Annotated in this window: 25 protein-coding genes and 2 pseudogenes; 14 read left to right on the top strand and 13 right to left on the bottom strand. The window is 59.1% G+C overall.

Features of this window, described 5'->3' with window-relative positions:
• Window positions 1-148 precede the first annotated feature (148 nt).
• Window positions 149-1,816, top strand: coding sequence for a glutamine--tRNA ligase (gene glnS / locus AB1E37_RS17990; protein WP_002894753.1), 1,668 nt, complete (start codon window positions 149-151; stop codon window positions 1,814-1,816).
• 53 nt (window positions 1,817-1,869) lie between these two features.
• Here glnS and AB1E37_RS17985 read toward each other — a convergent pair whose 3' ends face one another.
• Window positions 1,870-2,178, bottom strand: coding sequence for a hypothetical protein (locus AB1E37_RS17985; RefSeq protein ID WP_014599099.1), 309 nt, complete (start codon window positions 2,176-2,178; stop codon window positions 1,870-1,872).
• 73 nt (window positions 2,179-2,251) lie between these two features.
• Here AB1E37_RS17985 and chiP point away from each other — a divergent pair, with 73 nt between their 5' ends.
• Window positions 2,252-3,655, top strand: coding sequence for a chitoporin (chiP, locus tag AB1E37_RS17980; RefSeq protein ID WP_004152230.1), 1,404 nt, complete (start codon window positions 2,252-2,254; stop codon window positions 3,653-3,655).
• Window positions 3,656-3,702: 47 nt separating this feature from the next.
• Window positions 3,703-4,035, top strand: a complete 333-nt coding sequence (gene chiQ / locus AB1E37_RS17975) for a ChiQ/YbfN family lipoprotein (protein WP_002894759.1) — start codon at window positions 3,703-3,705, stop codon at window positions 4,033-4,035.
• A 57-nt stretch (window positions 4,036-4,092) separates the two neighbouring features.
• On the opposite strand, the pseudogene AB1E37_RS17970 reads toward chiQ, so the two are convergent.
• From AB1E37_RS17970 to ybfF, 5 genes and pseudogenes are all read right to left on the bottom strand, one after another.
• A pseudogene (locus AB1E37_RS17970) lies at window positions 4,093-4,509 on the bottom strand (hypothetical protein); the annotation flags it as partial.
• A gap of 142 nt (window positions 4,510-4,651) precedes the next feature.
• Complete coding sequence (gene fur, locus AB1E37_RS17965; RefSeq protein WP_002894761.1) at window positions 4,652-5,104, bottom strand: ferric iron uptake transcriptional regulator; 453 nt, start codon at window positions 5,102-5,104, stop codon at window positions 4,652-4,654.
• A 291-nt stretch (window positions 5,105-5,395) separates the two neighbouring features.
• Window positions 5,396-5,926, bottom strand: a complete 531-nt coding sequence (gene fldA, locus AB1E37_RS17960) for a flavodoxin FldA (protein ID WP_002894765.1) — start codon at window positions 5,924-5,926, stop codon at window positions 5,396-5,398.
• A gap of 151 nt (window positions 5,927-6,077) precedes the next feature.
• Entirely contained in the window at window positions 6,078-6,371 is a 294-nt protein-coding gene (ybfE, locus tag AB1E37_RS17955; RefSeq protein WP_002894767.1) for a LexA regulated protein, read from the bottom strand.
• Between the two features lie 133 nt (window positions 6,372-6,504).
• A complete protein-coding gene (gene ybfF / locus AB1E37_RS17950; RefSeq protein WP_004223669.1) occupies window positions 6,505-7,278 on the bottom strand; it encodes an esterase in 774 nt (257 codons plus the stop codon).
• 183 nt (window positions 7,279-7,461) lie between these two features.
• Between ybfF and seqA the strand changes: the two genes are divergently transcribed.
• The 3 genes from seqA to AB1E37_RS17935 are packed head-to-tail and all read left to right on the top strand — an operon-like array spanning window position 7,462 to window position 10,175.
• A complete protein-coding gene (gene seqA / locus AB1E37_RS17945; RefSeq protein ID WP_002894771.1) occupies window positions 7,462-8,010 on the top strand; it encodes a replication initiation negative regulator SeqA in 549 nt (182 codons plus the stop codon).
• Between the two features lie 32 nt (window positions 8,011-8,042).
• Window positions 8,043-9,683, top strand: a complete 1,641-nt coding sequence (gene pgm / locus AB1E37_RS17940) for a phosphoglucomutase (alpha-D-glucose-1,6-bisphosphate-dependent) (RefSeq protein ID WP_002894773.1) — start codon at window positions 8,043-8,045, stop codon at window positions 9,681-9,683.
• Window positions 9,684-9,737: 54 nt separating this feature from the next.
• A complete protein-coding gene (locus AB1E37_RS17935; RefSeq protein ID WP_004223677.1) occupies window positions 9,738-10,175 on the top strand; it encodes a hypothetical protein in 438 nt (145 codons plus the stop codon).
• Here the strand turns inward: AB1E37_RS17935 and kdpE are convergent.
• Genes kdpE through kdpF form a run of 6 tightly spaced genes read right to left on the bottom strand, consistent with a single transcriptional unit; the run spans window position 10,157 to window position 17,942 of the window.
• Window positions 10,157-10,834, bottom strand: a complete 678-nt coding sequence (gene kdpE / locus AB1E37_RS17930) for a two-component system response regulator KdpE (protein WP_004223679.1) — start codon at window positions 10,832-10,834, stop codon at window positions 10,157-10,159. The two genes, AB1E37_RS17935 and kdpE, sit on opposite strands and share 19 nt — an antisense overlap.
• Complete coding sequence (kdpD, locus tag AB1E37_RS17925; protein WP_004223680.1) at window positions 10,831-13,518, bottom strand: two-component system sensor histidine kinase KdpD; 2,688 nt, start codon at window positions 13,516-13,518, stop codon at window positions 10,831-10,833. Before kdpD ends, kdpE begins: the two co-directional genes overlap by 4 nt.
• Window positions 13,519-14,094, bottom strand: coding sequence for a potassium-transporting ATPase subunit KdpC (gene kdpC, locus AB1E37_RS17920; protein ID WP_004142248.1), 576 nt, complete (start codon window positions 14,092-14,094; stop codon window positions 13,519-13,521).
• Between the two features lie 10 nt (window positions 14,095-14,104).
• Window positions 14,105-16,153 carry a potassium-transporting ATPase subunit KdpB gene (kdpB, locus tag AB1E37_RS17915; RefSeq protein WP_004147607.1) on the bottom strand — a complete coding sequence of 683 codons (2,049 nt, stop codon included), beginning with the start codon at window positions 16,151-16,153 and terminating at the stop codon, window positions 14,105-14,107.
• A gap of 20 nt (window positions 16,154-16,173) precedes the next feature.
• Window positions 16,174-17,853, bottom strand: a complete 1,680-nt coding sequence (gene kdpA, locus AB1E37_RS17910; RefSeq protein ID WP_032447419.1) for a potassium-transporting ATPase subunit KdpA — start codon at window positions 17,851-17,853, stop codon at window positions 16,174-16,176.
• Window positions 17,853-17,942: a K(+)-transporting ATPase subunit F gene (gene kdpF, locus AB1E37_RS17905; RefSeq protein ID WP_020323459.1), complete on the bottom strand. Its 90-nt coding sequence runs from the start codon at window positions 17,940-17,942 to the stop codon at window positions 17,853-17,855. The genes kdpA and kdpF overlap by 1 nt, the downstream gene beginning before the upstream one ends.
• Window positions 17,943-18,248: 306 nt before the next feature.
• On the opposite strand from kdpF, the gene AB1E37_RS17900 reads away from it, so the two are divergent.
• Both AB1E37_RS17900 and phrB read left to right on the top strand, forming a co-directional pair.
• Window positions 18,249-18,458 (top strand): DUF2517 family protein, encoded by a 210-nt coding sequence (locus AB1E37_RS17900; protein ID WP_004142243.1) that lies wholly within the window; start codon window positions 18,249-18,251, stop codon window positions 18,456-18,458.
• A gap of 183 nt (window positions 18,459-18,641) precedes the next feature.
• Window positions 18,642-20,084, top strand: a complete 1,443-nt coding sequence (gene phrB / locus AB1E37_RS17895; protein ID WP_004152225.1) for a deoxyribodipyrimidine photo-lyase — start codon at window positions 18,642-18,644, stop codon at window positions 20,082-20,084.
• Here the strand turns inward: phrB and dtpD are convergent.
• A pseudogene (dtpD, locus tag AB1E37_RS17890) lies at window positions 20,056-21,298 on the bottom strand (dipeptide permease DtpD). The gene phrB and the pseudogene dtpD sit on opposite strands and share 29 nt — an antisense overlap.
• Window positions 21,299-21,565: 267 nt before the next feature.
• Between dtpD and AB1E37_RS17885 the strand changes: the two are divergent.
• The 6 genes from AB1E37_RS17885 (at window position 21,566) to AB1E37_RS17860 (ending at window position 26,438) form a co-directional block, all read left to right on the top strand.
• Window positions 21,566-22,309 carry a type 2 GTP cyclohydrolase I gene (locus AB1E37_RS17885; RefSeq protein ID WP_004223686.1) on the top strand — a complete coding sequence of 248 codons (744 nt, stop codon included), beginning with the start codon at window positions 21,566-21,568 and terminating at the stop codon, window positions 22,307-22,309.
• A 14-nt stretch (window positions 22,310-22,323) separates the two neighbouring features.
• On the top strand, window positions 22,324-22,980 hold the full coding sequence (pxpB, locus tag AB1E37_RS17880; RefSeq protein ID WP_004176857.1) for a 5-oxoprolinase subunit PxpB: 657 nt from the start codon (window positions 22,324-22,326) through the stop codon (window positions 22,978-22,980).
• Window positions 22,974-23,906 carry a 5-oxoprolinase subunit PxpC gene (pxpC, locus tag AB1E37_RS17875; protein WP_004147614.1) on the top strand — a complete coding sequence of 311 codons (933 nt, stop codon included), beginning with the start codon at window positions 22,974-22,976 and terminating at the stop codon, window positions 23,904-23,906. Before pxpB ends, pxpC begins: the two co-directional genes overlap by 7 nt.
• Window positions 23,896-24,639 carry a 5-oxoprolinase subunit PxpA gene (pxpA, locus tag AB1E37_RS17870; RefSeq protein ID WP_004176856.1) on the top strand — a complete coding sequence of 248 codons (744 nt, stop codon included), beginning with the start codon at window positions 23,896-23,898 and terminating at the stop codon, window positions 24,637-24,639. Before pxpC ends, pxpA begins: the two co-directional genes overlap by 11 nt.
• 81 nt (window positions 24,640-24,720) lie before the next feature.
• Complete coding sequence (locus AB1E37_RS17865) at window positions 24,721-25,446, top strand: DUF969 domain-containing protein (protein ID WP_002894928.1); 726 nt, start codon at window positions 24,721-24,723, stop codon at window positions 25,444-25,446.
• Window positions 25,443-26,438, top strand: coding sequence for a DUF979 domain-containing protein (locus AB1E37_RS17860; RefSeq protein WP_004223689.1), 996 nt, complete (start codon window positions 25,443-25,445; stop codon window positions 26,436-26,438). The genes AB1E37_RS17865 and AB1E37_RS17860 overlap by 4 nt, the downstream gene beginning before the upstream one ends.
• Window positions 26,439-26,444 lie beyond the last annotated feature (6 nt).

The raw sequence follows: 26,444 nt of genomic DNA, 5'->3' as shown, positions 1-26,444 counted from the left end.
CGAAGGGAAACCTTCGCCGCTTTTTTTTCCAGCAATCGGCCCCATAATCCTCTTCTGATACCTATTTTACGTAACTAATAGTTGTCACTACGCCCTGCTTGTAAGATCATGTGCCGTTATACGTTGTTTACGCTTTGAGGAACCCGTGATGAGTGAGGCAGAAGCCCGCCCGACTAACTTTATCCGTCAGATTATTGATGAAGATCTGGCTACCGGTAAACATACCACCGTTCACACTCGCTTCCCGCCGGAGCCGAACGGTTATCTGCACATTGGCCATGCAAAATCCATCTGCCTGAACTTCGGCATCGCCCAGGATTATCAGGGCCAATGCAACCTGCGTTTCGATGACACCAACCCGGTGAAAGAAGATATCGAATACGTTGAGTCGATTAAAAACGACGTGCAGTGGTTAGGTTTCCACTGGTCCGGGGACGTATGCTACTCGTCTGATTATTTCGATCAGCTGCATCAGTATGCGGTTGAGCTGATCAACAAAGGTCTGGCCTATGTTGATGAACTCTCTCCTGATGAAATTCGCGAATACCGCGGCACCCTGAAAGCGCCGGGTAAAAACAGCCCGTATCGCGACCGCAGCGTGGAAGAGAACCTGGCGCTGTTTGAAAAAATGCGCAGCGGCGGCTTCGAAGAGGGCAAAGCCTGCCTGCGCGCGAAGATCGATATGGCGTCGCCGTTTATCGTGATGCGCGATCCGGTGCTGTACCGCATTAAGTTCGCTGAGCATCATCAGACTGGCAACAAGTGGTGCATCTACCCGATGTACGACTTCACCCACTGCATCAGCGATGCGCTGGAAGGCATTACCCACTCGCTGTGTACCCTGGAGTTCCAGGACAACCGCCGCCTGTACGATTGGGTGCTGGACAACATCAGCATCCCGGTGCATCCGCGTCAGTACGAATTCTCGCGCCTGAATCTCGAATACACCGTGATGTCCAAGCGTAAGCTGAACCAGCTGGTGACTGAGAAGCACGTGGAAGGCTGGGACGACCCGCGTATGCCGACCATCTCCGGTCTGCGTCGTCGCGGCTACACCGCCGAATCCATCCGTGAGTTCTGCAAGCGCATCGGCGTGACCAAGCAGGACAATACCATCGAGATGGCGTCGCTGGAGTCCTGCATTCGTGAAGATCTGAACGAAAACGCCCCGCGCGCGATGGCGGTGATCGATCCGGTGAAACTGGTTATCGAGAACTATCCGCAGGGCGAAAGCGAAATGGTGGTGATGCCGAACCATCCGAACAAGCCGGAAATGGGCAGTCGTGAAGTGCCGTTCAGCGCCGAAATCTGGATCGATCGCGCGGACTTCCGCGAAGAAGCCAACAAACAGTACAAGCGTCTGGTGCTGGGTAAAGAAGTGCGTCTGCGCAACGCCTACGTCATCAAAGCGGAACGCGTGGAGAAAGATGCCGAAGGCAATATTACCACCATCTTCTGCACCTACGATGCCGACACCCTGAGCAAAGATCCGGCCGATGGCCGCAAGGTCAAAGGCGTGATCCATTGGGTAAGCGCGGCGCATGCGCTGCCGGTAGAGATCCGTCTCTACGATCGTCTGTTCAGCGTGCCAAACCCGGGCGCGGCGGACGATTTCCTCGCAGTGATCAACCCGGAATCGCTGGTGATCAAACAGGGGTACGCGGAGCCGAGCCTGGCGCAGGCCGAAGCCGGTAAAGCTTATCAGTTTGAGCGTGAAGGCTATTTCTGCCTCGACAGCCGCTATGCAACCGCAACCAATCTGGTGTTCAACCGCACCGTCGGGCTGCGTGATACCTGGGCGAAAGCGGGCGAATAACATTTCTTTTCTGTCAAAGCGTCGCTCCCAGCGGCGCTTTTTTTGTTTCAGAATCAGCTAATTAAACTTTTCATTTTCGCGATGCGAATTAATTCTGTTTCTGCGCGGTAATAAATAGCGCTTCTGATGTTTCCTGTCACATACAAAAAACCAATGTAATCGCTTTCAATGATTGCGTTTTTCCCTGATTTTGCAATGGCTTCCATAACAAAATCATCAGAGATAAGACTGTAACAAAACGACATAAAATATGTGCGCTTTGTCATAATCTTAAGCTTTGCCTCACGAAAAACATTGATAATTCGCGTCACGAAAAATAGTCTATCTATAGTGGTTTCGCGGTCTTTTTTACCGCCCCACATTTTGCAGTTTTATTTATTTTTTAGCGATTGACCGCTGGTCTTCGCCTTTTAAAACGTCAAAGAGGATATGCACATGCGTACGTTTAGTGGCAAACGTAGTACGCTGGCGCTGGCTATTGCCGCCGTCACCGCGATGTCGGGCTGGGTTGTTGCTCCACAGGCCAGCGCAGCAGGCTTTATCGATGATTCAACCTTAACCGGCGGTATCTATTACTGGCAGCGTGAGCGTGACCGTAAAGATGTGACCGACGGCGACAAATACAAAACCAACCTTTCCCACTCCACCTGGAACGCCAACCTGGACTTCCAGTCCGGCTATGCCGCCGATATGTTTGGCCTTGATATTGCCGCGTTTACCGCGATTGAAATGGCGGAGAACGGCGATAGCGGCCACCCGAACGAAATTGCCTTCTCGTCACGTAACAAAGCCTATGACGAAGACTATTCCGGCGATAAGAGCGGCATCAGCCTGTATAAAGCCGCAGCGAAATTCAAATATGGTCCGGCGTGGGCACGTGCGGGCTATATCCAGCCAACCGGCCAGACTCTGCTGGCCCCGCACTGGAGTTTTATGCCTGGTACCTATCAGGGGGCGGAGGCCGGGGCTAACTTCGACTATGGCACGGCGGGCGCGTTAAGTTTCTCCTATATGTGGACGAACGAGTATAAAGCGCCATGGCATATCGAGATGGACGATTTCTATCAGAACGATAAGAAGACCAAAGTCGATTATCTCCACTCCGTCGGCGCTAAATATGATTTCAAAAATGACCTGGTGCTGGAGGCGGCATTTGGTCAGGCTCAGGGCTATATCGATCAGTACTTTGCTAAAGCCAGCTACAAGTTTGACGTCGCCGGCGCGCCGCTGAGCACCAGCTACCAGTTCTACGGCACCCGCGATAAGGTCAGCAACGGCGGGGTCAACGACATCTATGATGGCACCGCATGGCTGCAGGCGTTAACCTTTGGTTATAAGGTGGCGGATGTCCTGGATCTGCGTCTCGAGGGAACCTGGGTGAAGGCTGATGGCCAGCAGGGCTACTTCCTGCAGCGTATGACCCCGACCTACGCCTCTTCCAATGGTCGTCTCGATATCTGGTGGGATAACCGCTCCGACTTTAACGCCAACGGCGAAAAAGCGGTCTTCTTTGGCGCGATGTATGACATGAAAAACTGGGATATGCCGGGCTGGGCGTTCGGCGCGTCTTATGTCTACGCCTGGGATGCGAAGCCGGGCAGAATGTCCTCTCCGGATGCGTACTATGACCCTGACTATCGCCTGAAAGAGTCGGCCTATAGCCTGGATGCAATGTATACCGTACAGGAAGGGCGGGCGAAGGGCACCCTGTTCAAACTGCACTTTACCCAATACGACAACCATTCCGATATTCCGAGCTGGAGCGGCGGCTACGGCAACATCTTCCAGGATGAGCGCGACGTGAAGTTCATGGTTATCGCCCCGTTCACTATTTTCTGATGCCTGCGCGGCGGGCGTGAGCCTGCCGCACCTCTGGGAGAACGACAATGAAAAAAATGCTGCTTATTGCCATGATGGCAGCGGGCCTGGTGGCCTGTACCACGTCGCCGGCGCCGAAAGAAGACACCAAACTGAAAGATGCCTATAGCGCCTGTATTAATACGGCGGAAGGGAATCCGGACAAGATTGAAGCCTGCCAGAGCGTACTGAATGTGCTGAAAAAGGATAAACAGCACCAGCAGTTCGCCAACCAGGAGAGCGTTCGCGTCCTGGATTACCAACAGTGTATTCAGGCCACCCGCACCGGCAACGATCAGGCGGTGAAAGCGCGCTGCGATCAGATCTGGAAGGAGATCCGCAGCAATAATACGACCCATTAAATCAGACGACAGCGGCAAACGGGCGGGGCATATCTCCGCCCGTTTGTTTTTTTTGCGCTGACTCTCCGCCGGCTGATAGCCGCGGCTCAGCCGCACGAACAGTAGCGCGGTGGCAATGAATCCGCACAGCGCGGCGCACATTAGCCACCAGCCCGGCGGGCTTTTATCGCCGGTGAGCTCGACCAGTGCGGTGGAAATAGCTGGCGTCAGGTCGCCGAAAATGGCAGTAGCGAGACTAAAGGCCAGCGAAAAGCCCACGGTGCGGACGTGTACCGGCATCACTTCGGTAAGCGCCGCGACCATCGCGCCGTTATACATGTCAAAGAAGAACGAGAACCATAGCAGGGCCAGCGTCATACGGGTGAAATCGGGCGCGACGGTGAGCCAGTGCATCACCGGGCAGGTGGTGAGCAGCGCCAGCACGGTAATGCCCATCAGCACCGGACGACGACCGATCCGATCAGAGATCGCCCCGCTGGCGAATTTCCATATCAACTCTCCGGACAAAGCGGGGATGAGGAAAGTCACCCCAGGGGCGTGTGCGGGAAGGGCGCCAGAGGCGCCCATAAAAAAGCCAACCGGCAGGTTGGCTTTTCAGTCTCAGCGAAACGGGGAATTATTTTTCCACCGCGTCGTGGGCGTGTTCGTCCTCGCGGCAATCCCCTTCCGCACAGTGACCGTACAGATACAGACTGTGGTTGGTCAGGCGGATGCCGTGGCGGGAGGCAATTTCACGCTGGCGTAATTCGATCGAGTCGTCGCTGAATTCGATCACTTTGCCGCAGTCGAGGCAGATCAGGTGATCGTGGTGATGCTGCTGGGTCAGTTCGAAAACGGATTTTCCGCCTTCGAAATTATGACGAGTCACGATGCCGGCGTCATCAAACTGGTTGAGGACGCGGTAAACGGTCGCCAGACCGATCTCTTCGCCCATGTCGATCAGGCGTTTATATAAGTCTTCCGCACTGACATGATGGTTATCCGGTTCCTGCAGCACTTCAAGGATTTTTAGTCGAGGAAGTGTGACTTTCAGGCCAGCCTTCTTTAATGCGGTATTGTTGTCAGTCATGCGGAATCTGTCCTGTTGCTAAACGATCTACTTCCTTCAACGGAAGTCATACAGAAATTAACCCGACGTAATGCGTCTCATTATAGAACTGCCACTGGTAAATGAAAACTGCAAGCATCAGGCCTGGTTTGCTGTCAAAAACGAGGCACCAGCTACAAACTGCGTCACGTGCCTCGTAGAATCAGAGGACATTGTACAGATATGTGATTAAAAGTTAAAAACTTGTAGCTATTAGTTTGATTGCTTTTGTCTATTAATGCAGCGCAACTCAATGATTGCGCCGCTTAATCATCAGGCGTTTTTGATTTCTTCGAGGTGCAGCTCTTCGGCAACCTGCTTCACCCATTTCTCAACGCGCTCGTTGGTCAGCTCCGGCTGGCGGTCTTCATCGATGGCGAGGCCGACGAAGTGGTCGTCATCCGCCAGGCCTTTGGAAGCCTCAAAATGATACCCCGCCGTTGGCCAGTGACCGACGATGGTCGCGCCGCGCGGCTCAATGATGTCGCGGATGGTGCCCAGCGCGTCGCAGAAGTATTCTGCGTAATCTTCCTGGTCGCCGCAGCCGAACAGCGCCACCAGTTTGCCATTGAAGTCGATCTCTTCCAGCGTCGGGAAGAAGTCATCCCAGTCACACTGCGCTTCACCGTAGTACCAGGTCGGGATACCGAGCAGCAGGATGTCGTGGGCTTCCAGGTCTTCTTTGCTGCTTTTGGCAATGTCGTGAACATCAGCAACATCTTTACCAAGCTGCTTTTGAATCATTTTTGCAATATTTTCGGTGTTGCCGGTGTCGCTGCCAAAAAAGATGCCGATGATTGCCATGAGTAAAATAACCTCTTGAAACTTAAATGATGTGGTAGGGACGCAATGCCCATAGATAACGGCAATCATAGCAGAACAGGCAAGGGCGCGGAAACAGCAATCACGCCCGACTGCACACTCTGCTACATGAATGCGGGTTTTTCGCGGAAAGTTAGACTTTTCCCTGGCTGCGCAGGGCGGTTAACTGGGTCATCAGCATCTCTTCAATGAGATCGCTGCGGCTCATATTACGCGCTTCCGCCAGCTCGTTGAGCGCATCGACCGCATCGGCGTTGAGTTTTAACTCCACGCGCTTCAGCCCGCGAACCTTATCGCGTTTCAGCTGGTTACGTTTGTTGATGCGCAGTTGTTCATCGCGCGACAGCGGATTGGTTTTCGGTCTTCCCGGGCGACGCTCGTTTGCGAACAAATCTAATGTCGTACGGTCCGTTTGTTCTTTTGCCATGATTCTGAGTGACTTCGGGGAAACAAGCTGCCGGGCTCTAGCCGGCGCAGATAGCGCGCCATCATACATCAGGCGAACGGCTGCGCCAACGACCGCGGGCATTCTGCGGCGCGGTCGGGCATATTTTAGCCAATCAGGCGGCGATGCTCGTCAGATAGCGGCGGATGGCGCGTAACACCGCCTCGGGTTTCTCGGCATGGACCCAGTGTCCGGCGCCGGCGATGACGTGGGCCCGGGCCTGCGGGAACTGGGCCAGCAGCGCGTCGCGGTAGGCGTCGGTCACATAGGGCGAGTTGCCGCCGGGAATAAACTGCGTCGGGTGCGGCCAGGCCGGGATGGTTTCCCAGCCGACGATATGCGGATACTGGTCCCACAGCACCGGCACGTTGAAGCGCCAGTCGCCCTCGACGAATGATTTCAGCAGGAACTGAATCACGCCTTCTTCCTGCAGGTGCTCGTGCATCACCTGCGCCGCCTGCTGGCGGGTGCTGGCGGCGGATTCGCTGACGGCGCGGATAGCGGCGAAAATCTCATCATGGCGGCGAACGTGATAATCCACCGGCGCGATATCGATCGCCACCAGACCGCTGATGCGTTCAGGCGCCAGGGCGGTAAGCGCCATTACCGCTTTCCCGCCCATCGAATGGCCGATAAAGGTGGCGCGCTCGATCTGGTGCGCGTCGAGCGTATCAAGCAGATCCTGCGCCATGGCGGGGTAGGTCATCTCTGGCGACCGCGGCGACAAACCGTGGTTGCGCATATCGACCTGCACAATATCATGGTCGGCGATCAGGTCGCGGGCGAGGATGCCCAGGTTGTCCAGGCTGCCAAACAGACCGTGGACCAGCACGATCGGGGAGTGGTTGTGCGGATTCTGTGCAGATTGCGCTCGGCTATTTAATTTCATGGCAAAGTTCTTTTTTTCGCTCCGTCGGGTTAGGGTATTATGTTGGACATTCTGCCATCCGGCTGCAAGACCCAGAAGTTTTCTGAGTTTTACCGCCATCCTGGTTTGACGCTATCCGCGGTTGGGATTTGTACTTATAATCCCAACGATTTGTATTCAGAAAAGATATCGCACTGGATTAAGATGAAAACAATTGAAGTTGATGATGAACTCTATCGCTATATTGCCAGCCACACTCTGCATATCGGCGAGAGCGCATCCGACATTTTACGGCGTATGCTAAAATTTTCCGCCGTTTCCCAACCGGCTACACCGGTCAGCAAAGCCGCGCCGACGCTGGCGCCAGCGCCTGTCGCTGAGGTGAAACCCGCTAACCCGGTGAAAGATAAAGTCCGCGCCATGCGCGAGATGCTGTTATCTGATGAATACGCCGAGCAGAAGCGCGCGGTGAACCGTTTTATGCTGGTGTTGACGACCCTCTACTCCCTGGACAGTAAAGCATTTGCCGAGGCCACCGAGTCTCTGCACGGCCGCACGCGCGTTTACTTCGCGGAAGATGCGCGTACGCTGCTGAAAAGCGGTAATCAGACCAAACCGAAACAGGTTCCTGGTACACCGTGGTGGGTGATCACCAATACCAATACCGGCCGTAAATGCAGCATGATTGAGCACATCATGCAGTCGATGCAGTTCCCTGCGGAGCTGATTGAAAAGGTTTGCGGCACGATCTAGCTTTTTAACATTTGCACCAGAAGGATCAGGCAATGGCAATCGATAAACGTGCGGGGCAGCCTGCGCAACAGAGTGATTTGATTAACGTCGCCCAACTGACTGCTCAGTACTACGTGCTGAAGCCTGAAGTCGGTAATGCGGAGCATGCGGTAAAATTCGGCACCTCTGGCCATCGCGGTAGCGCGGCGCGCCACAACTTCAACGAACCGCATATCCTGGCCATCGCCCAGGCCATTGCGGAAGATCGTGCGAAAAACGGGATCACCGGTCCGTGCTATGTCGGCAAAGATACCCACGCCCTCTCCGAGCCGGCGTTTATTTCGGTGCTGGAAGTGTTAACCGCCAACGGCGTCGACGTGATCGTGCAGGAAAACAACGGCTTCACCCCGACGCCGGCGGTCTCCAACGCGATTCTGGTGCATAACAAAAAAGGCGGTCCGCTGGCGGACGGCATTGTGATCACCCCGTCACACAACCCGCCGGAAGATGGTGGTATCAAGTACAATCCGCCAAACGGCGGCCCGGCTGATACCAACGTCACCAAAGTGGTGGAAAACCGCGCCAACGAACTGCTGGCCGCGGGCCTGCAGGGCGTGAAACGCATTTCTCTGGACGCGGCGCTGGCTTCTGGCCACGTTAAAGAACAGGATCTGGTGCAGCCGTTCATTGAGGGGCTGGCGGATATCGTCGATATGGCCGCAATCCAGAAAGCCGGCCTGACGCTGGGCGTCGATCCGCTGGGCGGGTCCGGTATCGAATATTGGAAACGCATTGGCGAGCACTACAAGCTCAATCTGACCATTGTTAACGATCAGGTGGATCAGACCTTCCGCTTTATGCACCTCGATAAAGACGGCGCCATCCGCATGGATTGCTCCTCAGAGTGTGCGATGGCCGGCCTGCTGGCGCTGCGCGATAAGTTCGATCTGGCGTTTGCTAACGACCCGGATTACGACCGCCACGGGATTGTCACCCCGGCGGGGTTGATGAACCCGAACCACTACCTGGCGGTAGCGATCAACTACCTGTTCCAGCATCGTCCGCAGTGGGGCAAAGAGGTGGCGGTGGGTAAAACGCTGGTCTCCTCCGCGATGATTGACCGCGTGGTGAACGATCTGGGCCGCAAGCTGGTGGAAGTGCCGGTGGGCTTTAAGTGGTTTGTCGACGGCCTGTTCGATGGCAGCTTCGGCTTCGGCGGCGAAGAGAGCGCCGGGGCCTCCTTCCTGCGCTTCGACGGCACGCCGTGGTCCACCGATAAAGACGGCATCATCATGTGCCTGCTGGCGGCGGAAATCACCGCGGTGACCGGGAAAAACCCGCAGGAGCATTACAACGAACTGGCGGAACGCTTCGGTGCGCCGAGCTATAACCGTCTGCAGGCTTCCGCGACCTCCGCGCAGAAAGCGGCGCTGTCCAAGCTCTCTCCGGAAATGGTCAGCGCTGACACCCTGGCGGGGGATCCGATCACTGCCCGTCTGACCGCGGCGCCGGGCAACGGGGCGGCGATTGGCGGCCTCAAGGTGATGACCGACAACGGCTGGTTCGCGGCGCGTCCGTCAGGCACCGAAGACGCCTACAAGATCTACTGCGAAAGCTTCCTCGGCGAAGAGCATCGCAAGCTGATTGAAAAAGAAGCGGTAGAGATTGTCAGCGAAGTGCTGAAGAACGCTTAACAACGCACTACCATCAGGCCCCTTGCGGGCCTGATTTTTTTCGCAAGGATAGCGATGAAAATACAACGGAAGTCCCTGTTTTTGTTCTGGGCGTGGATGGATCTCTTTTTCGTCCTGCAATTCTTATGGTGGAATATTGCCCACCGCCGCCTCCCTTTTTACGACGATCTGCTGGCTTATCTCCAGCTGCTGCACACCTGGGGCTCCGCGGCGGTCTGGCTGTACCCGCTGAATGTTCTGCTGATTATCAGCATCCCGCTATCGATGATCTTTTTTTTCCGCCAGAGCCGCTATGCGCTGTGGCTGGCCTGGGGGCAGGCGCCGCTCAGGCTGCTGTTCATGCAGCCTTCGCTATCGCTGGGCCTGTGGCTGATTCAGGCTGCCGGCATCAGGCATGTAGCGATCCTGGCAGGCTTTCTGCTGCTCTCTGAAGGGCTGAAAATCGCCAGCCTCTGGTACTGCAGAGGCGGGATTCAGGGCATAAAGCGATAGCCAATCCCGGTTTCGGTCAGCAAATGCTGCGGCCGTGCCGGATCGGTCTCCAGCTTTTGTCGCAGATGACCCATATAGATCCGCAGATAGTGGCTGTGCTCCACGGCGTTAGGCCCCCACACCTGATTCAGCAGCTGACGCTGGGTAAGCACTTTGCCGGGATTATTCAACAGCGCCGCCAGCAGGCGAAACTCGATAGGCGTCAGGTGGATCTCTTCGCTGCCGCGCAGGATGCGGCGGGCGGGGATATTGACCTCCAGGTCAGCGAAGCGCACCACCGGCTCATCGGCCTGCGCCGCGCCGTGGCGACGCAGCGCGACGCGCAGGCGGGCCTGCAGCTCGCCGATGCCAAAGGGTTTACTTAAGTAGTCATCGGCGCCGGCATCCAGGGCGGCAATTTTGTCATGCTCTTCGCTACGCGCTGACAGGACGATAATCGGCATCTGGCTCCACTGACGCAGGTCGCGAATAAAATCAATGCCGTCGCCATCCGGCAGGCCGAGATCGAGGATCGCGAGGTCGGGCTTACGGGTGGCGGCTTCAATCTGCCCACGCTGCAGGGTTTCCGCTTCAAATACGCGCATGCCGTCGGCTTCCAGCGCGGTGCGCAGAAAGCGTCGGATAGCGTGTTCGTCTTCGATAATCAGAACGTTAATCACAATTCCTCAGGTAGCTCTTCCAGTTCAGGGGGCGTTTCTCCAGGCAGTGTAACACGGAATGAGGCGCCGCCCTCGGGCCGGTTGCTGGCGGAGATGGTCCCGCCGTGGACGTCGACGATGGCCTGACAGATGGCAAGGCCCAGCCCGACGCCAGGGATCGCCGACTCTTTGTTGCCGCGGGCGAATTTATCAAAGATAGTCTGTTCCTGGCCTGCCGGGATCCCAGGACCGTTATCCCATACTTCCAGCGACAGCTGCCGGGCGTCCGCCTCGGCGCGAATGCCGATGCTCGCCCGGGCGCCGGCATACTTATGGGCATTTTCCAGCAGGTTGATCAGCACCCGCTCGAACAGCGGCCCGTCGACATGCACCAGCTGGAGGGGATCGGGTAAATCCAGCTGAATATGCTGGCCGCCGAGGCTTGGCTCGAGCATGCGCAGCGCGCTGCCGACCACTTCCTCCAGCGTCAGCCACTCCTTATGCAGATTAAAGCCGCCGGACTGGATCCGCGCCATATCCAACAGGTTGTTCACCAGCCGGGTGGTGTTGAGCACATGCTGGCGGATTTCGTTGGCCTGCGGGGCATGTTTTGAACCTTCGCTGGCCAGATCGAGGGTCAGAATTTCCGCCTGGCCAAACAGCACGGTCAGCGGAGTACGCAGATCGTGCGACAGGGCGGCGAGCAGCGAGTTACGCAGGCTTTCCCGCTCGCTGGTCAGACGGGCCTGCTCTTCGCTGGCGGTCAGGGTGAGGCGCTCCAGGGCGCTGGCCACCAGCAGGGTAAAGGTCTCCAGCAGCCGCTGCTGCTCCGGGATCATCAATTGGCGCAGATTCTCCGGTTCCACCACCAGTAGTCCCCAGGTGCGGGCGGCGCTCTTCAGGGGCAAGATCTGATACGGCACGCCGGGCAGGGTATCGGTGCCGGCGCCGGCAGGTTGGCCCTTATCAAAGCTCCAGCGGGCGATGGCATCATCCCACGGGGTCAGCCCTGGCTGGTGGGTTAAGGGCAGCAGTTTTCCCTGGGCGTCCGGGAGCAGCAGCTGGCTGCGGGCCTGAAAGGTGGAGGCGATAAATCGCTCGCTGGTGGTGGCGATATCCTGCTGGCTGCGACCCACCGCCAGCGCTTTAGACATCTCATACAGATGGCGGGTACGGCGTTCACGGTAGCGCGCCACCCGCGCCTGGTAGCGTACGCCGGCGGTGAGGTTGCCGATAAGCAGGCCTACGGTGAGCATCACGCCGAAGGTGAGCAGATACTGGACATCCGACACCGCCAGCGTCCCGCGCGGGGCGACAAAAAAGAGATCGAAGCTGATGACGTTGATCACCGTCGCCAGCACCGACGGCCAGCGGCCATAGACCAGGGCGATGAGCACCACCCCCAGCAGATAGAGCATCACCAGGTTGGCGGCTTCGAAGGCCATCAACCACTGCATGGCCACCAGGGTAATGATGGCGCATAGCGCCACCGCCACCACGCAGCCCTGCAGCTGCAGGCGCCATTTCTCCAGCGCCGGACGGCTGTCGCTGGCGCGTGCGGCAAGGGGGAAGGGTTTCTCATCGAGGGCGATCACCACCAGATCGAGGTCCGGCGCATGGCGAGCCAGACGATCGGCGAAGCCGCTGCGATCCCACCAGCGGCGCTTGCTTTGGCGGCCAATGACGATTTTGCCGAGGTTATGTTCGCGGGCGTAATGGAGGACCGCTTTCTCTTCCGACGGGTCGGAGAGGGTGGCGGTTTCGGCCCCCAGCTCCTGGGCCAGACGCAGCGCGGCGAGAATAGCCCGCCGCCGGCCTTCCGGCAGCCGGTGCAGGGAAGGGGTCTCGACATACACCGCATGCCAGACGCTGCCCAGGCGGGCGGCGAGCCGGGCGGCGGCGCGCACCAGCTTTTCGCTGCCGGTGTTGTGCCCAATACAGAGTAGGATCGCATCGCGGGTGTGCCAGACTTTCTCCTGGCCCTGGCGGTCGCGCCAGGCGCGCATCTGCTCATCGACGCGGTCGGCGGTGCGGCGCAGGGCCAGCTCGCGCAGCGCAATCAGATTGCCCTTGCGGAAAAAGTTTTCGATAGCGCGCTCGGCCTGGCCGCCGATGTAGACTTTGCCCTCATTGAGCCGCTGGCGCAGATCGTCAGGGGGGAGGTCCACCAGCACCACGTCGTCCGCGGCGTCAAAGAAGGGATCGGGAACCGTCTCCCGCACCTGCACGCCGGTGATCCCGCTGACGACGTCATTCAGGCTTTCCAGATGCTGGACGTTAACGGTAGTGAAAACATCTATCCCGGCCTCCAGCAGTTCATCCACATCCTGCCAGCGCTTTGGATGGCGGGAGCCTGGCGCATTGCTGTGCGCCAGCTCATCCACCAGAATCAGCGCCGGACGGCGGGCGAGGGCGGCGTCGAGATCGAACTCATAGACGTACCGCCCGCGATGGGCAAGCCGCCGCGGCGGCAGAGTGCTCAGGCCCTGCAGCATCGCGGCGGTCTCTTTACGGCCGTGGGTCTCCGCCACGCCAATCAGAATATCCAGCCCCTGGGCGCGCAGCCGCTGCGCTTCCGCCAGCATCGCCCAGGTTTTCCCCACCCCGGCGCAGGCGCCAAAGAACACTTTAAGTTTGCCGCGATGCGGGGCGGCGGTGTGCTGCAGCAGGCGGTCAGGGTCCGGGCGCAGCGGCTCGTCACTCATTTACTTATCCTTCAGGGCATCCAGCGCCATATTGAGTTGCAGTATATTGACCACCGGCTGGCCAAGGAAGCTCAGCAGCGGGGTTTGTGTGGCCTGATTCACCAACTGGGTTACCTGCTCAACGCTCAGCTGGCGCGCTTGAGCCACCCGGGGCACCTGCCACAGCGCGGCGGCCGGAGTCAGGTTGTTATCGAGACCGCTCGCCGAGGTGGTGACCAGTTCGACCGGCACCCGCGGGTCGGCGTCCGGGTTGGCGGCGCGCAGGGCCTGCACGCGCTCGCTCACCGCTTTATCCAGCGCCGGGTTGCTGGCGGCGAGGTTGCTGCCGCCAGAGGCCATGGGATTATCCGCCGTCTCCGCGGTGGCCGACGGGCGGCCCTGGAAATAGCCTGCGGCGGTGAAGTTCTGGCCAATCAGCGCCGAGCCGCGCACTTCACCGTTCAGGCGGATCAGCGAGCCGTTGGCCTGTGAGTTAAACCACCATTGTCCCAGGCTGGTGGTAAGCAGAGGATAGACGCCGCCGGTGAGCAGCGTTAACAGAATAAATAGCACAAGTGCCGGACGAATCAATGACATAGTTTGTTCCTCACACCAGACCGCTCAGGGTCAGCAGCAGGTCGATGGCTTTAATACCGATAAAGGGCACCAGCAGACCGCCGAGGCCGTAGATCCACAGGTTGCGGCGCAGCATCGCCGAGGCGGAGAGCGGGCGATAGCTGACGCCTTTCAGGGCCAGCGGGATCAGGAAGACGATGATCAGCGCGTTGAAGATAACGGCGCTGAGGATCGCCGATGAGGGCGAATGCAGGCCCATCACGTTCAGCATGGCCAGCTGAGGATAGACCGCGGCAAACGCCGCCGGAATAATGGCGAAATATTTCGCCACGTCGTTGGCAATACTGAAGGTGGTCAGCGAGCCGCGCGTCATTAACATCTGTTTGCCGATATGGACCACCTCAATCAGCTTGGTGGGGTTGGAATCCAGGTCGACCATGTTGCCCGCTTCCTTCGCCGCCTGGGTGCCGGAGTTCATGGCCACCGCCACGTCGGCCTGAGCCAGCGCGGGCGCGTCGTTGGTGCCGTCGCCGGTCATCGCCACCAGCCGACCTTCCGATTGATACTGGCGGATCAGCGCCAGCTTGGCTTCCGGCGTCGCTTCGGCGAGGAAATCATCGACGCCGGCCTCGGCGGCGATCGCCGCGGCGGTCAGGCGGTTATCGCCGGTGATCATCACCGTTTTAATGCCCATTTTGCGCAGCTGGGCGAAACGTTCTTTGATGCCGCCTTTGACGATATCTTTGAGCGCAATAATCCCCAGCACCTTTTCCCCTTCGGCGACCACCAGCGGCGTGGCCCCCTGGCGGGCGACCTCTTCCACCTGTTTATCGACATCGGCAGGGAAGTGGCCGCCGTTGGCCTCCACGTGGCGGCGAATGGCGTCCACCGACCCTTTGCGGATCATGCGCTGATCGATATTGATGCCGCTCATCCGCGTTTGCGCGGTAAAGGGGACAAAGGTGGCGTGCAGCGACTGCAGATCGCGTTCGCGCAGATTAAAGCGCTGTTTCGCCAGCACCACGATGCTGCGCCCCTCAGGGGTTTCATCCGCCAGCGAGGAGAGCTGGGCGGCGTCGGCGAGGGTTCGCTCTTCCACGCCGCGCGCCGGCAGGAAGGCGGAGGCCTGGCGGTTGCCGAGGGTAATGGTCCCGGTTTTATCCAGCAGCAGGACATCGACGTCGCCAGCGGCTTCCACCGCGCGGCCGCTGGTGGCGATCACGTTGGCGCCGAGCATACGGCTCATCCCGGCGACGCCGATGGCCGACAGCAGCCCGCCGATGGTGGTCGGGATCAGGCACACCAGCAGGGCGACCAGTACGGTAACGCTGACCGCATTGCCGCTCCACGCCGAGAAGGGCCAGATGGTGGCGGTGGCCAGCAGGAACACCAGCGTCAGGGCGATCAGCAGGATCGTCAGGGCGATCTCGTTCGGCGTTTTACGGCGCTGGGCGCCTTCCACCATGGCGATCATCCGGTCGAGGAAGGTTTCTCCCGGGTTCACGCTGCAGCGGATCACCAGCCAGTCGGAGAGAATGCGTGTCCCGCCGGTCACCGAGGCAAAATCGCCACCGGATTCACGGATCACCGGGGCAGACTCGCCGGTAATGGCGCTTTCGTCCACCGAGGCGCCGCCTTCGATGACTTCGCCATCGCAGGGGATAATATCCCCGGCTTCCACCAGCACCACGTCGCCTTTGCGCAGGTCTTCCGCCGGCACGTGGTCGACCGGCGCGTCATGCTGCGGGGCGCGCAGTTTGCGGGCGAAGGCCGTTTTTTTCACCCCTTTCAGGCTGTTGGCCTGGGCTTTGCTGCGGCCTTCCGCCATCGCTTCGGCAAAGTTGGCGAACAGCACGGTAAACCACAGCCAGATACTGACGGCGGCGGTAAAGGTGGCGCTACCGGTCAGGGCGCCGCCAGCCATGGCGATCGCCAGCAGGGTGGTTAACAGACTGCCCACCCAGACGATAAACATCACCGGATTGCGCCATTGCACCATCGGGCTGAGTTTTTTCACGGCATCCAGCAGCGCCTGGCGCACCAGCGTCGGCTCCAGCAGGGCTAATTGTTTGCGACTCATAACAGGGTGCTCCGCATCGCTCAAAGTAAGGAAAAGTGTTCAGCCAGCGGGCCAAGCGCCAGCGCAGGAATAAAGGTCAGGGCGCCCACCAGCAGCACGGTGCCGATCAGTAAACCGATAAACAGGGCGTCGTGAGTGGCCAGGGTGCCGGGGCTGGCCGGTTGAATTTTCTTCGCCACCAGCGAGCCGGCGATGGCCATCACCGGAATGATGACGGCGAAGCGGCCGACCAGCATGCAGAACGCCAGCAGCAGGTTCCAGAACGGCGTCGCCGCACCCAGGCCAGCGAAGGCGCTGCCGTTGTTATTGGCCGCCGAGGTGACGGCGTACAGCACTTCGCTAAAGCCGTGCGGTCCAGGGTTGAACATCCCGGCGCGGCCGGCGTCGGTCATCATCGCCAGCGCCGTGCCGAGCAACACCAGCGTCGGGGTGACCAGAATGGCGAGGGCGATCATTTTCATTTCCCGGACATCGATTTTCTTCCCGAGGTACTCCGGGGTGCGGCCGACCATCAGCCCGGCGATAAATACCGCCAGCATAACGAACAGCAGCATGCCGTACAGGCCCGAGCCGACGCCGCCGAATACCACTTCGCCAATCTGCATCAGCCACATTGGCACCATGCCGCCCAGCGCGGTGAAGGAGTCATGCATGGCATTGACCGCGCCGCAGGAGGCGGCGGTGGTGATCACCGCGAACAGACTGCTGGCGAGAATACCGAAGCGACTCTCTTTTCCTTCCATATTCAGGGTGCTGTCGGCACCCAGCGTCAGCAGATGCGGATTGCCGCGGGTCTCCGCCCACATCACCACGGCGACGCAGAGGATAAAGATCAGCGTCATTGCCCACAGGATGGCGCGTCCCTGACGCCGATCGCTTACCACCTCGCCGAAGGCGAAGCACAGCGCCGCCGGGATCAGGAAGATCGCCAGCATCTGCACGAGATTGGTCAGCGCGGTCGGGTTTTCAAACGGATGGGCGGAGTTGGCATTGAAGAAACCGCCGCCGTTAGTGCCCAGCAGCTTAATCGCTTCCTGTGAGGCGACAGGCCCCATCGGCAGCAGCTGGTGCACCCCTTCGAGGGTGGTAAAGGGCTGGTAGGCCTGCAGATTCTGCGGCACGCCCTGCTGAATAAAGAACAGGGCCACCAGCAGAGAGAGCGGCAGCAGCAGCCACAGGGTAATGCGCGTCAGGTCGACCCAGGCATTGCCGAGGGTCGACATTTTCTGCCGGGCGAAGGCGCGGGTCAGGGCGAAGACCACGGCGATGCCGGTGGCGGCGGAGAGGAAATTCTGCACCGTCAGGCCGACCATCTGGCTGAGATAACTCATGGTGCTTTCGCCGGCGTAAGCCTGCCAGTTGGTATTGCTGACAAAGCTGATCGCGGTATTGAGCGCCAGATCCCATGACAGCCCCGGCAGGTGCTGCGGGTTAAACGGCAGCACGCCCTGGAGCATCAGCAGGGCAAACAGCGCCAGGCCGCCGAGGGCGTTAAACAGCAGGAGCGCCAGCAAATACTGCAGCCAGCCCATCTCTTCGGCGCGGATCCCGGCCACGCGCCACAAGACGCGCTCGACCCCGGCAAGGCCGGGAAGCGGGATATCGTTCACCATTCTCGCCAGACACATCCCCAGCGGGCGCGCCAGCACCAGCAATACCAGCAGATAGCTGGCTAATAATAAAAATCCCTGGGCAGCCATCAGAATGCCTCCGCATGTATCAAGGCATAAACCAGATAAGCCAGTAACAGGAACACCAGCCCAACGCCAGTGAGTACGCCTGCAGTCACAATCCACCTCCGGGTGTGTTTTCGATTTACCTGGAGGATAGAAATTACGGCGCAAAGATTTCGCAAAAATCCGCGGGTGCGGTGTAAAAAAAGTATAAAAATGACAAAGGCACAAATTAACTGATGGTTAGTATTAATTTAACTTTTTCGTAACTAATTTACGTGGCGAATGTAAATTAAGTATAAATACGTGCTTTTTAGTGGTCGGATGAGTAGTAAAATTACAAGCAGAGCGGTATTATTTTGCTCAGACAAACATGATTAATTTTACCGGCGCTGCTTGCCGGCCTGACAAAGGGGAGAGAAATGATGGCGTTGTACAAAGCTTATCCTGCTCATATTATTTTGCTGCGTCGTGCTTTCGCCGTCGTGGCTGGCGTCGCAGCGCTGCCGGTGATGCTGTTCTGGAAAGATCGCGCCCGCTATTACAGCTGGCTGCACCGGGTGTGGTCGAAAACCAGCGAGCAGCCGGTGTGGATGGCGCAGGCGGAGAAAGCCGCTCACGATTTCTATTAATCCTCCTGCTGCGAAGAAAATAACAAGACCGCCGGGTTGCCCCGGCGGTTTTTTTTCGCCGCTTGTCTACACTCGTTTTTATGCGCCGCCTTGGAATTGGCAGGTGCGTATTTTGCCGGAGCGCGCTATTTTTGCCGGCTTAGATCATAAGATGAGTATTGCTGACGGATAATAAGGAGTGATATGGCCACCCATCTGGTCTGGTTACGCACGGATTTACGCATTCACGATAACCTGGCGCTGGCTGCCGCCTGCCGCGATCCGCAGGCGCAGGTGCTGGCGCTGTATATCGCCACCCCGGGGCAGTGGCGTGAACATCACCTGGCGCCACGGCAGGCCGCTTTTATCGCCAGCCATTTACAGAGTCTGCATGCCGCGCTGGCGGAACGGGGCATACCGCTGTGGGTAGAAGAGGCGGACGATTTTACCGCCAGCGTCGAACGGCTGGCCGATTTTTGCCAGCAGCATCAGGTCAGTCACCTGTTCTACAACTATCAGTACGAATTCAATGAACGCCAGCGCGATGCCGCCGTTGAGAACACCTTGTGCGACGTGATTTGCCAGGGCTTTGACGACAGCGTCCTGTTGCCGCCCGGCAGCGTACTGACCGGTGGCGGCGAAATGTATAAAGTCTTCACCCCGTTTAAAAATGCGTTTATTCGCCGTCTGCGGGACGGGCTGCCGGCGTGCGTGGCGGCCCCGAAGCCGCGCCAGGCGCCTGCCCGCCAGGCGCCGCCGCTGCCTGAGCTTAACTACCCGCAAACGCCGTTTGACGGGCTGCTGTTTGCCGCGGATGAAAAAACGGCGCTGGCGCGTCTGCGCGCGTTTTGTCAGCAAGCGGCGGCGGATTACGAGGGGCAGCGCGACTTCCCGGCCGTGGAAGGGACCAGTCGCCTGTCGCCCTGCCTGGCCATCGGCGTGCTGTCCCCCCGCCAGTGCCTGCATCGTCTGCTGACGGAACATCCCGCCGCGCTGGACGGCGGAGCCGGCGCCACCTGGCTTAACGAGCTGATCTGGCGCGAGTTTTACCGCCATCTGATGGTCTACTATCCGAAGCTCTGTAAAGGGCGGCCATTTACTGCCTGGACAGATAAGGTCGCCTGGCGCGCAGAGGAGGCCTCCCTACAGGCCTGGCAGCGCGGGGAGACCGGTTTTCCAATTGTTGATGCCGCCATGCGCCAGCTTAACGCCACCGGCTGGATGCATAACCGGTTGCGCATGATTGTCGCCAGCTTCCTGACCAAAGATTTGCGCCTCGACTGGCGGGCGGGCGAGCGCTATTTCATGAGCCAGCTGATTGATGGCGACCTGGCGGCGAATAACGGCGGCTGGCAGTGGGCGGCTTCAACGGGCACCGACGCCGCGCCCTATTTCCGCATATTTAATCCCACCACCCAGGGCGAAAAGTTTGATAAACAGGGGGTGTTTATACGTCGCTGGCTGCCGGAGCTGGCAAAGGTGCCGGAGAAGGCCCTGCATCAGCCGTGGGCGTGGGCGGATAAACAAGGGATCACGCTGGATTATTCGCGCCCGATAGTTGATCACAAGCAGGCGCGGCAGGAGACGCTGGCGGCCTGGGAGGCCGCCAGAAAAGGAATTACTCCACCGCCAGACGGCGGGTCCTGACTTTCAGCGAATGATACAGCCAGATGACCAGCACCACGCCGACGCAGGCCAGCGCGCCCCAGGTGATCTGGCTGAAGACGGTAATGTAGGCGTCAATGGAGTAGTTCACCGCTCCGGCGGCGTCGAATGACGCCTGCGAGGCCGGCGCTCATCAGGCCCAGACCGAGGGCAAATTTCCCCCAGATGCGCACGGTGCGATTGCCGTTCACGCTCTCTTTCACCAGCCACGCCAGCACCATCCCGCAGAGCATCACCGCGAAGGCGTTGATTGACTGGAACATAGCGGTAGGGACTTCGTAGCTCATGATATGGCGGTTAACGAAGCGGTCAATATACAGGCTGATGGAGCTCCCGCCCTGTTGGGCGAAGGCCCAGAACAGCAGGCTGAAGGCGGTCAGGACGACGATCAGGCGCAGATCCTTGCGCTGTTTATCGGTTTCGGCGCGCAGGTAGATCCGCGCCAGTACCGCGAGGCCAATGGCCGTGGCCACGATCAGGGCATACACCGACCACTCCTGCCAGAACAGTACCGCAATCAGCAGCGGGGCGGTAACCAGCAACACCAGCAGCCAGCCCCAGTTTGGCAGCAGGAAGCGGCGCGCGCACAGCGCCTGGCGGTTGACGCCAGCGGTATGCTGGAAATGACGGTTGCCGCAGAGGAAAATCACCAGCCCCGCGACCATGCCGATGGCCGCCAGGGCAAAGCCCATCGCCCAGCTATACTCCTCCTGTACGTAGCCGCAGGCGATCGGCGCGATAATCGAGCCGATATTGCCGGCGGCATACATCAGCGAAAAGCCGCCATCGCGACGCGGATCGGCGGGTTCGTACAGCTCGCCCAGCAGACAGCTGACGTTGGATTTAAACAACCCGTAGCCGCAGACGATGATCGCCAGCGACAGGTACAGGAAAACCGGAGCGGTTTCGCTGGCCCCGAGCACCAGATGGCCAATGGCCATCAGCAGCGCGCCGAGCATGACCGCCATCCGGTTGCCTAACAGCTTATCGGCCAGATAGCCGCCGAGGATCGGCGTCACATAAACCAGCGAACAGTAGGCGCTGAACAGGGCGTAGGCATGGTTATCGTCATATTTGAGCTGATTGGTGAGATAGAGGATCAGCAGGGCGCGCATGCCGTAAAAGCTAAAGTACTCCCAGATTTGCAGCGCCACGACGTAGTAGATCGCCCGCGGCTGCGATGATGTTGTCTGCATATGAAGTGTGTTTCCTGGCGTAAAGCGAAAGTCGATCGTTCTGCATGAATAGCGATTTATCAGTCATATTCATGGCTTGAGGGGCTTTCTGATTATTTAATATGCTTTATTAGTGCATAAATATACACTAATGCGCGGCGGGATGAATAGACAAATTGCGGGATTCGTTAAAAAGTCATGGTCAGTGACGGTAGCGGACTATCGACGACCCGAATGGATATGGTTATGTTATGCCTTTGTATAACCTGATTATCTGCTGGAGTGGCGATGAAAAATAGCGAACTGGAACAACTGATTAACGACAAGCTCAATAGTGCGGCCATCAGTGACTTCGCCCCTAACGGTCTGCAGGTGGAAGGACGCGAAACGGTGCACAAGATCGTCACCGGAGTGACGGCCTGCCAGGCACTGCTGGATGAGGCCGTCCGTCTGCAGGCGGATGCGGTGATTGTTCATCACGGCTATTTCTGGAAAAACGAATCGCCAGTGATCCGCGGCATGAAGCGCCGTCGCCTGAAAACCCTGCTGGCCAACGATATCAATCTCTACGGTTGGCACCTGCCGCTGGATGCCCATCCGGAGCTGGGCAATAACGCGCAGCTGGCGCATCTGCTGGGGATTAACGTGCTCGGCGAAATCGAACCGCTGGTGCCGTGGGGCGAGCTGTCGATGCCGGTTTCCGGCCTCGAACTGGCCTCGTGGATCGAAGCGCGACTGGGGCGTAAGCCGCTGTGGTGCGGCGATACCGGGCCGGACACCGTCAGCCGCGTCGCCTGGTGTACCGGCGGCGGCCAGAGCTTTATCGACGCCGCGTCGCGCTTTGGCGTGGACGCCTTTATCACCGGCGAAGTGTCGGAACAAACTATTCACTCTGCCCGCGAGCAGGGCCTGCATTTTTATGCCGCCGGCCACCACGCCACCGAGCGGGGCGGCATTCGCGCCCTCAGCGAATGGCTGACGGAAACGACCGATCTGGATGTTACCTTTATTGATATTCCTAACCCTGCCTGACGGGAGAGAAGAAAGTGCAGCGAGCGCGTTGTTATCTGTTAGGTGAAACGGCGGTGGTCCTGGAGCTTGAGCCTCCGGTGACCCTGGAGAGCCAAAAACGTATCTGGGGCCTGACGCAGCGGTTGACCGATCGCGAAGAGGTGGTTGAAGTGATCCCGGGGATGAACAACATCACCGTTGTGCTGCGTCGTCCGCAGGAGATGGCGTGGGAGGCGATTGACAAGCTGCAGCGCTGGTGGGAAGAGAGCGATGCGCTGGAGCCGGAATCCCGTGAGATAAGTATCCCGGTTATCTACGGCGGCGAGGCGGGACCAGATCTTGGCGACGTCGCGCGCCATAGCGGTTTGAGCGAAAAGCAGGTGGTCGAACTGCACTCTTCGGTGGAGTATATGGTGTGGTTTCTGGGTTTCCAGCCGGGGTTTCCGTATTTTGGCGGCCTGCCGGAGCAGCTGGCGATGCCGCGTCGCGCCGAGCCGCGCGTACTGGTACCGGCGGGATCCGTCGGTATCGGCGGATCGCAAACCGGTATTTATCCGCTGGCGACGCCGGGCGGCTGGCAGCTGCTGGGGCGCACGCCGCTGGCATTATTCGATCCAAAACGTGAAGAGCCGGTGCTGCTGCGTTCCGGCGATCGCGTGCGCTTTGTGCCGCAGAAGGAGGGGGTATGTTGAAATTTATCCGCGCCGGCATGTATACCTCGGTACAGGATGGCGGCCGGGAAGGCCAGCGCCAGTGGGGGATTAGCCGCTGCGGCGCGCTGGATAAACCGGCGATGACCATTGCCAATCTGCTGGTGGGCAATGCGCCGGAGGCGGCGGCGCTGGAAATTACGCTGGGTCAGATCGATGTGCAGTTTACCCGCCACTGCTGGTTCGCGTTGACCGGCGCCGCCTGTGAAGCGACGCTCGACGGCGCGCCGGTTTGGTTGGGCTGGCGAATGGAGGCGAAGGCCGGGCAGCGGCTGGTGCTGAAAAATCCTCAGCATGGGATCCGCAGCTATCTGGCGGTCGCGGGCGGTATTGATGTCCCTGAAGTTTTAGGTTCCCGCTCTACCGATCTGAAAGTCGGTATCGGCGGAATCGAAGGGCGCCGGTTGCAGGATGGCGATCAAGTGAAGATTGGGAAATCGTCCCGCCGCTTTAGCGCCTCGCGCGGCGTTAAACAGCTGCCGATAGGCAATATTATTCGCGCGCTGCCGGGGCCGGAGTATCACGAATTCGACAGCGTGTCGCAGGAGTCTTTCTGGCGCTCGCCGTGGAAGCTGAGTCCGCAGAGCAACCGTATGGGCTACCGCCTGCAGGGGCAGCCGCTCAGGCGCACAACCGACCGGGAAATGCTCTCTCATGGCCTGCTGCCCGGCGTGGTACAGGTACCGCATAACGGCCAGCCGATTGTGTTGATGAACGATGCGCAAACCACCGGCGGCTATCCGCGTATAGCCTGCATTATTGAAGCCGATATGTACCAACTGGCGCAAATTCCGCTAGGTCAGCCGATCCATTTCGTCCCCTGTTCGCTGGAGGAAGCGCTAAAAGCGCGCGCCGACCAGCAGCGCTACCTTGAACAACTGGCCTGGAGATTAAGCGATGAAAATTGATTTAAATGCCGACCTCGGCGAAGGCTGCGCCAGCGATAGCGCGCTGCTGCAGCTGGTCTCTTCCGCCAATATCGCCTGCGGCTTTCACGCCGGCGATGCGGTTCTCATGCAGCAATGCGTGCGCGAGGCGCTGAAAAACGGCGTCGCTATTGGCGCACACCCGAGCTTCCCGGACCGGGAAAATTTCGGTCGAACCGCGATGCAGTTACCGCCAGAGACGGTCTACGCCCAGGTGCTGTACCAAATTGGCGCGCTGGCGGCAATCGTACACGCCCAGGGGGGCGAGCTGCGGCACGTCAAACCGCATGGCATGTTGTACAACCAGGCGGCGAAAGAGCCGCCTTTGGCCGACGCTATCGCCCGTGCGGTGCGCGATGCCGACGCCGACCTGGTGCTGGTTGGGCTGGCGGGCAGCGAGCTTATCCGCGCCGGACAGCATTATCAGTTGACGACGCGCCAGGAAGTCTTCGCCGATCGCGGCTATCAGGCCGACGGCAGCCTGGTGCCGCGCAGCCAACCGGGCGCGCTGATTGAGAGCGAAGAGCAGGCGCTGGCGCAAACGCTGGAAATGGTGCAGCACAATCGGGTGCGCAGCCTGAGCGGCGAATGGGCGCATGTTAAGGCGGAAACGGTCTGCCTGCATGGCGATGGCGCTCACGCGCTCGATTTCGCCCGGCGCTTGCGCGCCGCGTTTGCCGGGCGGAATATCGACGTCAGCGCGGACCTCGAGTAATAGTCCGCCTAAGTTATTAATAATAATTAAATCAAATAATTAACAACACTCACAATACTCACAACTGAACAGGACGTTATTATGCAAGAGGCGATATCCCTCTGGCCGCTAATCGGCATTGCCGTGATTGTGGTCGGTTTTGTATTACGCTTTAACCCGGTGCTGGTGGTGATTATCTCCGGGATCGTCACCGGCGTGGCGGCGCATATGCCAATAGCCACTATTCTGGAGAAACTGGGCGAGGGCTTCCTGAATACCCGTAATCTGCCGTTTATTCTGCTGCTGCCGCTGGCGGTGATCGGGCTGCTGGAGCGCCATGGTCTGAAAGAGCGGGCGCAGGCGTGGATCGCGAAGATCCATAGCGCGACCGCCGGACGTCTGCTGATCGTCTATCTGTTTGTGCGCGAAGCCACCGCCGCTCTGGGGTTGACCAGCCTCGGCGGACATCCGCAAATGGTGCGCCCGCTGCTGGCGCCGATGGCGGAGGGGGCGGCGGAAAAGCGCTTTGGCCCGCTGCCGGGCAATGTACGCTACCGCCTGCGCGCGATGTCGGCGGCGACCGATAACGTCGGGCTGTTCTTCGGCGAAGATATTTTTGTCGCCTTCGGCGCGATCATCTTCATGCACAACTTTATGCTGGAGTCGGGTGGGATCCAGACAGAACCGTTGCATATTGCCCTGTGGGGGATCCCGACGGCGATCTGCGCCTTTCTGATCCACGCCGCGCGCCTGTGGCGACTCGATCGCCATCTCCAGCGCGAGCTGGACCGGATAAACGCCGGACAGGCGAAAGGCGGTGCGGCATGAATTTCCAGCAAACCTATTTATACTGGCTGGCCGGCGCGGTACTGCTGGTCGTGGCTATCATGTCCTGGCGCGACAAAAGCAATCCGCGACGTCTGACAACCGGTCTGTTCTGGGGCCTGTACGGGCTGGTGTTCTTGCTCGGCGACTGGACATATCAACTGGTGGGCGATAAGCGTACGGTGAATATCGCTGTCGGCGGGGTGGTGGTCATCCTGGCGCTGATCGCCGGTTTTGGCGGCGTGCGCCTCGGCAGCTACCATCAGCGTACCCAGGAAGAGAAAACCGCCAGCGCGAAACGCCTCGGCAACAAACTTTTCTTTCCGGCGCTGGCGATTCCGGTCGTCACCGTCATTGGCGTACTGCTGTTTAACAATCTTCCCTCATGGCAGGTGGCGCTCTTCGGACCGGGCAACCACGCGACGCTGATTACTCTGTTCTCGATGACTGTCGGTACGCTGATTGGCCTGGCGATGGCGATTCGTATGACGCATGAAACGGTGGCGCAGCCAATGCAGGAAGCGCGCCGTTTGCTTGATTCCGTCGGCTGGGCCTTTATCCTGCCGCAAATCCTCGCGGTGCTGGGGCTGCTGTTTACCGCAGCGGGCGTCGGAACCAGCATTTCATGGCTGACCGAGCACTATCTGGCGGTCGATAACCGCTTTATCGCCGTGGCTGTGTATGCCATCGGCATGGCGGTGCTGACAATGGTGATGGGCAACGCCTTTGCCGCTTTCCCGATTGTGACCGCCGGAGTTGGCATTCCGATTTTAGTCCTGCAGCACGGCGGCAATCCGGCGGTAATGGCGGCGATTGGTATGTTTTCCGGCTACTGCGGCACGCTGATGACGCCGATGGCGGCGAACTTCAATATTGTGCCGGCGGCGCTGCTGGAACTGCCGGATAAAAACGCGGTGATTAAAGCCCAGATACCGACCGGTATCCTGCTGCTTATCGTCAATGTATTCTTACTCTATTTCCTGATGTTCCTGTAAGGAGGG

The organism is Klebsiella sp. Shm-1, from assembly GCF_040804525.1.
Classification (GTDB): domain Bacteria; phylum Pseudomonadota; class Gammaproteobacteria; order Enterobacterales; family Enterobacteriaceae; genus Klebsiella; species Klebsiella pneumoniae.
The sequence above is the reverse complement of the archived record's forward strand: the minus strand, read 5'-3'. Positions and strand labels throughout refer to the sequence as shown.

What these genes read in the sequence shown, in the direction of transcription:
- glnS (WP_002894753.1), top strand. Translation starts at nt 149, where the DNA reads ATGAGTGAGGCAGAAGCCCGCCCGACTAACTTTATCCGTCAGATTATT.
- AB1E37_RS17985 (WP_014599099.1), bottom strand. Translation starts at nt 2,178, where the DNA reads ATGTGGGGCGGTAAAAAAGACCGCGAAACCACTATAGATAGACTATTT.
- chiP (WP_004152230.1), top strand. Translation starts at nt 2,252, where the DNA reads ATGCGTACGTTTAGTGGCAAACGTAGTACGCTGGCGCTGGCTATTGCC.
- chiQ (WP_002894759.1), top strand. Translation starts at nt 3,703, where the DNA reads ATGAAAAAAATGCTGCTTATTGCCATGATGGCAGCGGGCCTGGTGGCC.
- fur (WP_002894761.1), bottom strand. Translation starts at nt 5,104, where the DNA reads ATGACTGACAACAATACCGCATTAAAGAAGGCTGGCCTGAAAGTCACA.
- fldA (WP_002894765.1), bottom strand. Translation starts at nt 5,926, where the DNA reads ATGGCAATCATCGGCATCTTTTTTGGCAGCGACACCGGCAACACCGAA.
- ybfE (WP_002894767.1), bottom strand. Translation starts at nt 6,371, where the DNA reads ATGGCAAAAGAACAAACGGACCGTACGACATTAGATTTGTTCGCAAAC.
- ybfF (WP_004223669.1), bottom strand. Translation starts at nt 7,278, where the DNA reads ATGAAATTAAATAGCCGAGCGCAATCTGCACAGAATCCGCACAACCAC.
- seqA (WP_002894771.1), top strand. Translation starts at nt 7,462, where the DNA reads ATGAAAACAATTGAAGTTGATGATGAACTCTATCGCTATATTGCCAGC.
- pgm (WP_002894773.1), top strand. Translation starts at nt 8,043, where the DNA reads ATGGCAATCGATAAACGTGCGGGGCAGCCTGCGCAACAGAGTGATTTG.
- AB1E37_RS17935 (WP_004223677.1), top strand. Translation starts at nt 9,738, where the DNA reads ATGAAAATACAACGGAAGTCCCTGTTTTTGTTCTGGGCGTGGATGGAT.
- kdpD (WP_004223680.1), bottom strand. Translation starts at nt 13,518, where the DNA reads ATGAGTGACGAGCCGCTGCGCCCGGACCCTGACCGCCTGCTGCAGCAC.
- kdpC (WP_004142248.1), bottom strand. Translation starts at nt 14,094, where the DNA reads ATGTCATTGATTCGTCCGGCACTTGTGCTATTTATTCTGTTAACGCTG.
- kdpB (WP_004147607.1), bottom strand. Translation starts at nt 16,153, where the DNA reads ATGAGTCGCAAACAATTAGCCCTGCTGGAGCCGACGCTGGTGCGCCAG.
- kdpA (WP_032447419.1), bottom strand. Translation starts at nt 17,853, where the DNA reads ATGGCTGCCCAGGGATTTTTATTATTAGCCAGCTATCTGCTGGTATTG.
- AB1E37_RS17900 (WP_004142243.1), top strand. Translation starts at nt 18,249, where the DNA reads ATGATGGCGTTGTACAAAGCTTATCCTGCTCATATTATTTTGCTGCGT.
- phrB (WP_004152225.1), top strand. Translation starts at nt 18,642, where the DNA reads ATGGCCACCCATCTGGTCTGGTTACGCACGGATTTACGCATTCACGAT.
- AB1E37_RS17885 (WP_004223686.1), top strand. Translation starts at nt 21,566, where the DNA reads ATGAAAAATAGCGAACTGGAACAACTGATTAACGACAAGCTCAATAGT.
- pxpC (WP_004147614.1), top strand. Translation starts at nt 22,974, where the DNA reads ATGTTGAAATTTATCCGCGCCGGCATGTATACCTCGGTACAGGATGGC.
- pxpA (WP_004176856.1), top strand. Translation starts at nt 23,896, where the DNA reads ATGAAAATTGATTTAAATGCCGACCTCGGCGAAGGCTGCGCCAGCGAT.
- AB1E37_RS17865 (WP_002894928.1), top strand. Translation starts at nt 24,721, where the DNA reads ATGCAAGAGGCGATATCCCTCTGGCCGCTAATCGGCATTGCCGTGATT.
- AB1E37_RS17860 (WP_004223689.1), top strand. Translation starts at nt 25,443, where the DNA reads ATGAATTTCCAGCAAACCTATTTATACTGGCTGGCCGGCGCGGTACTG.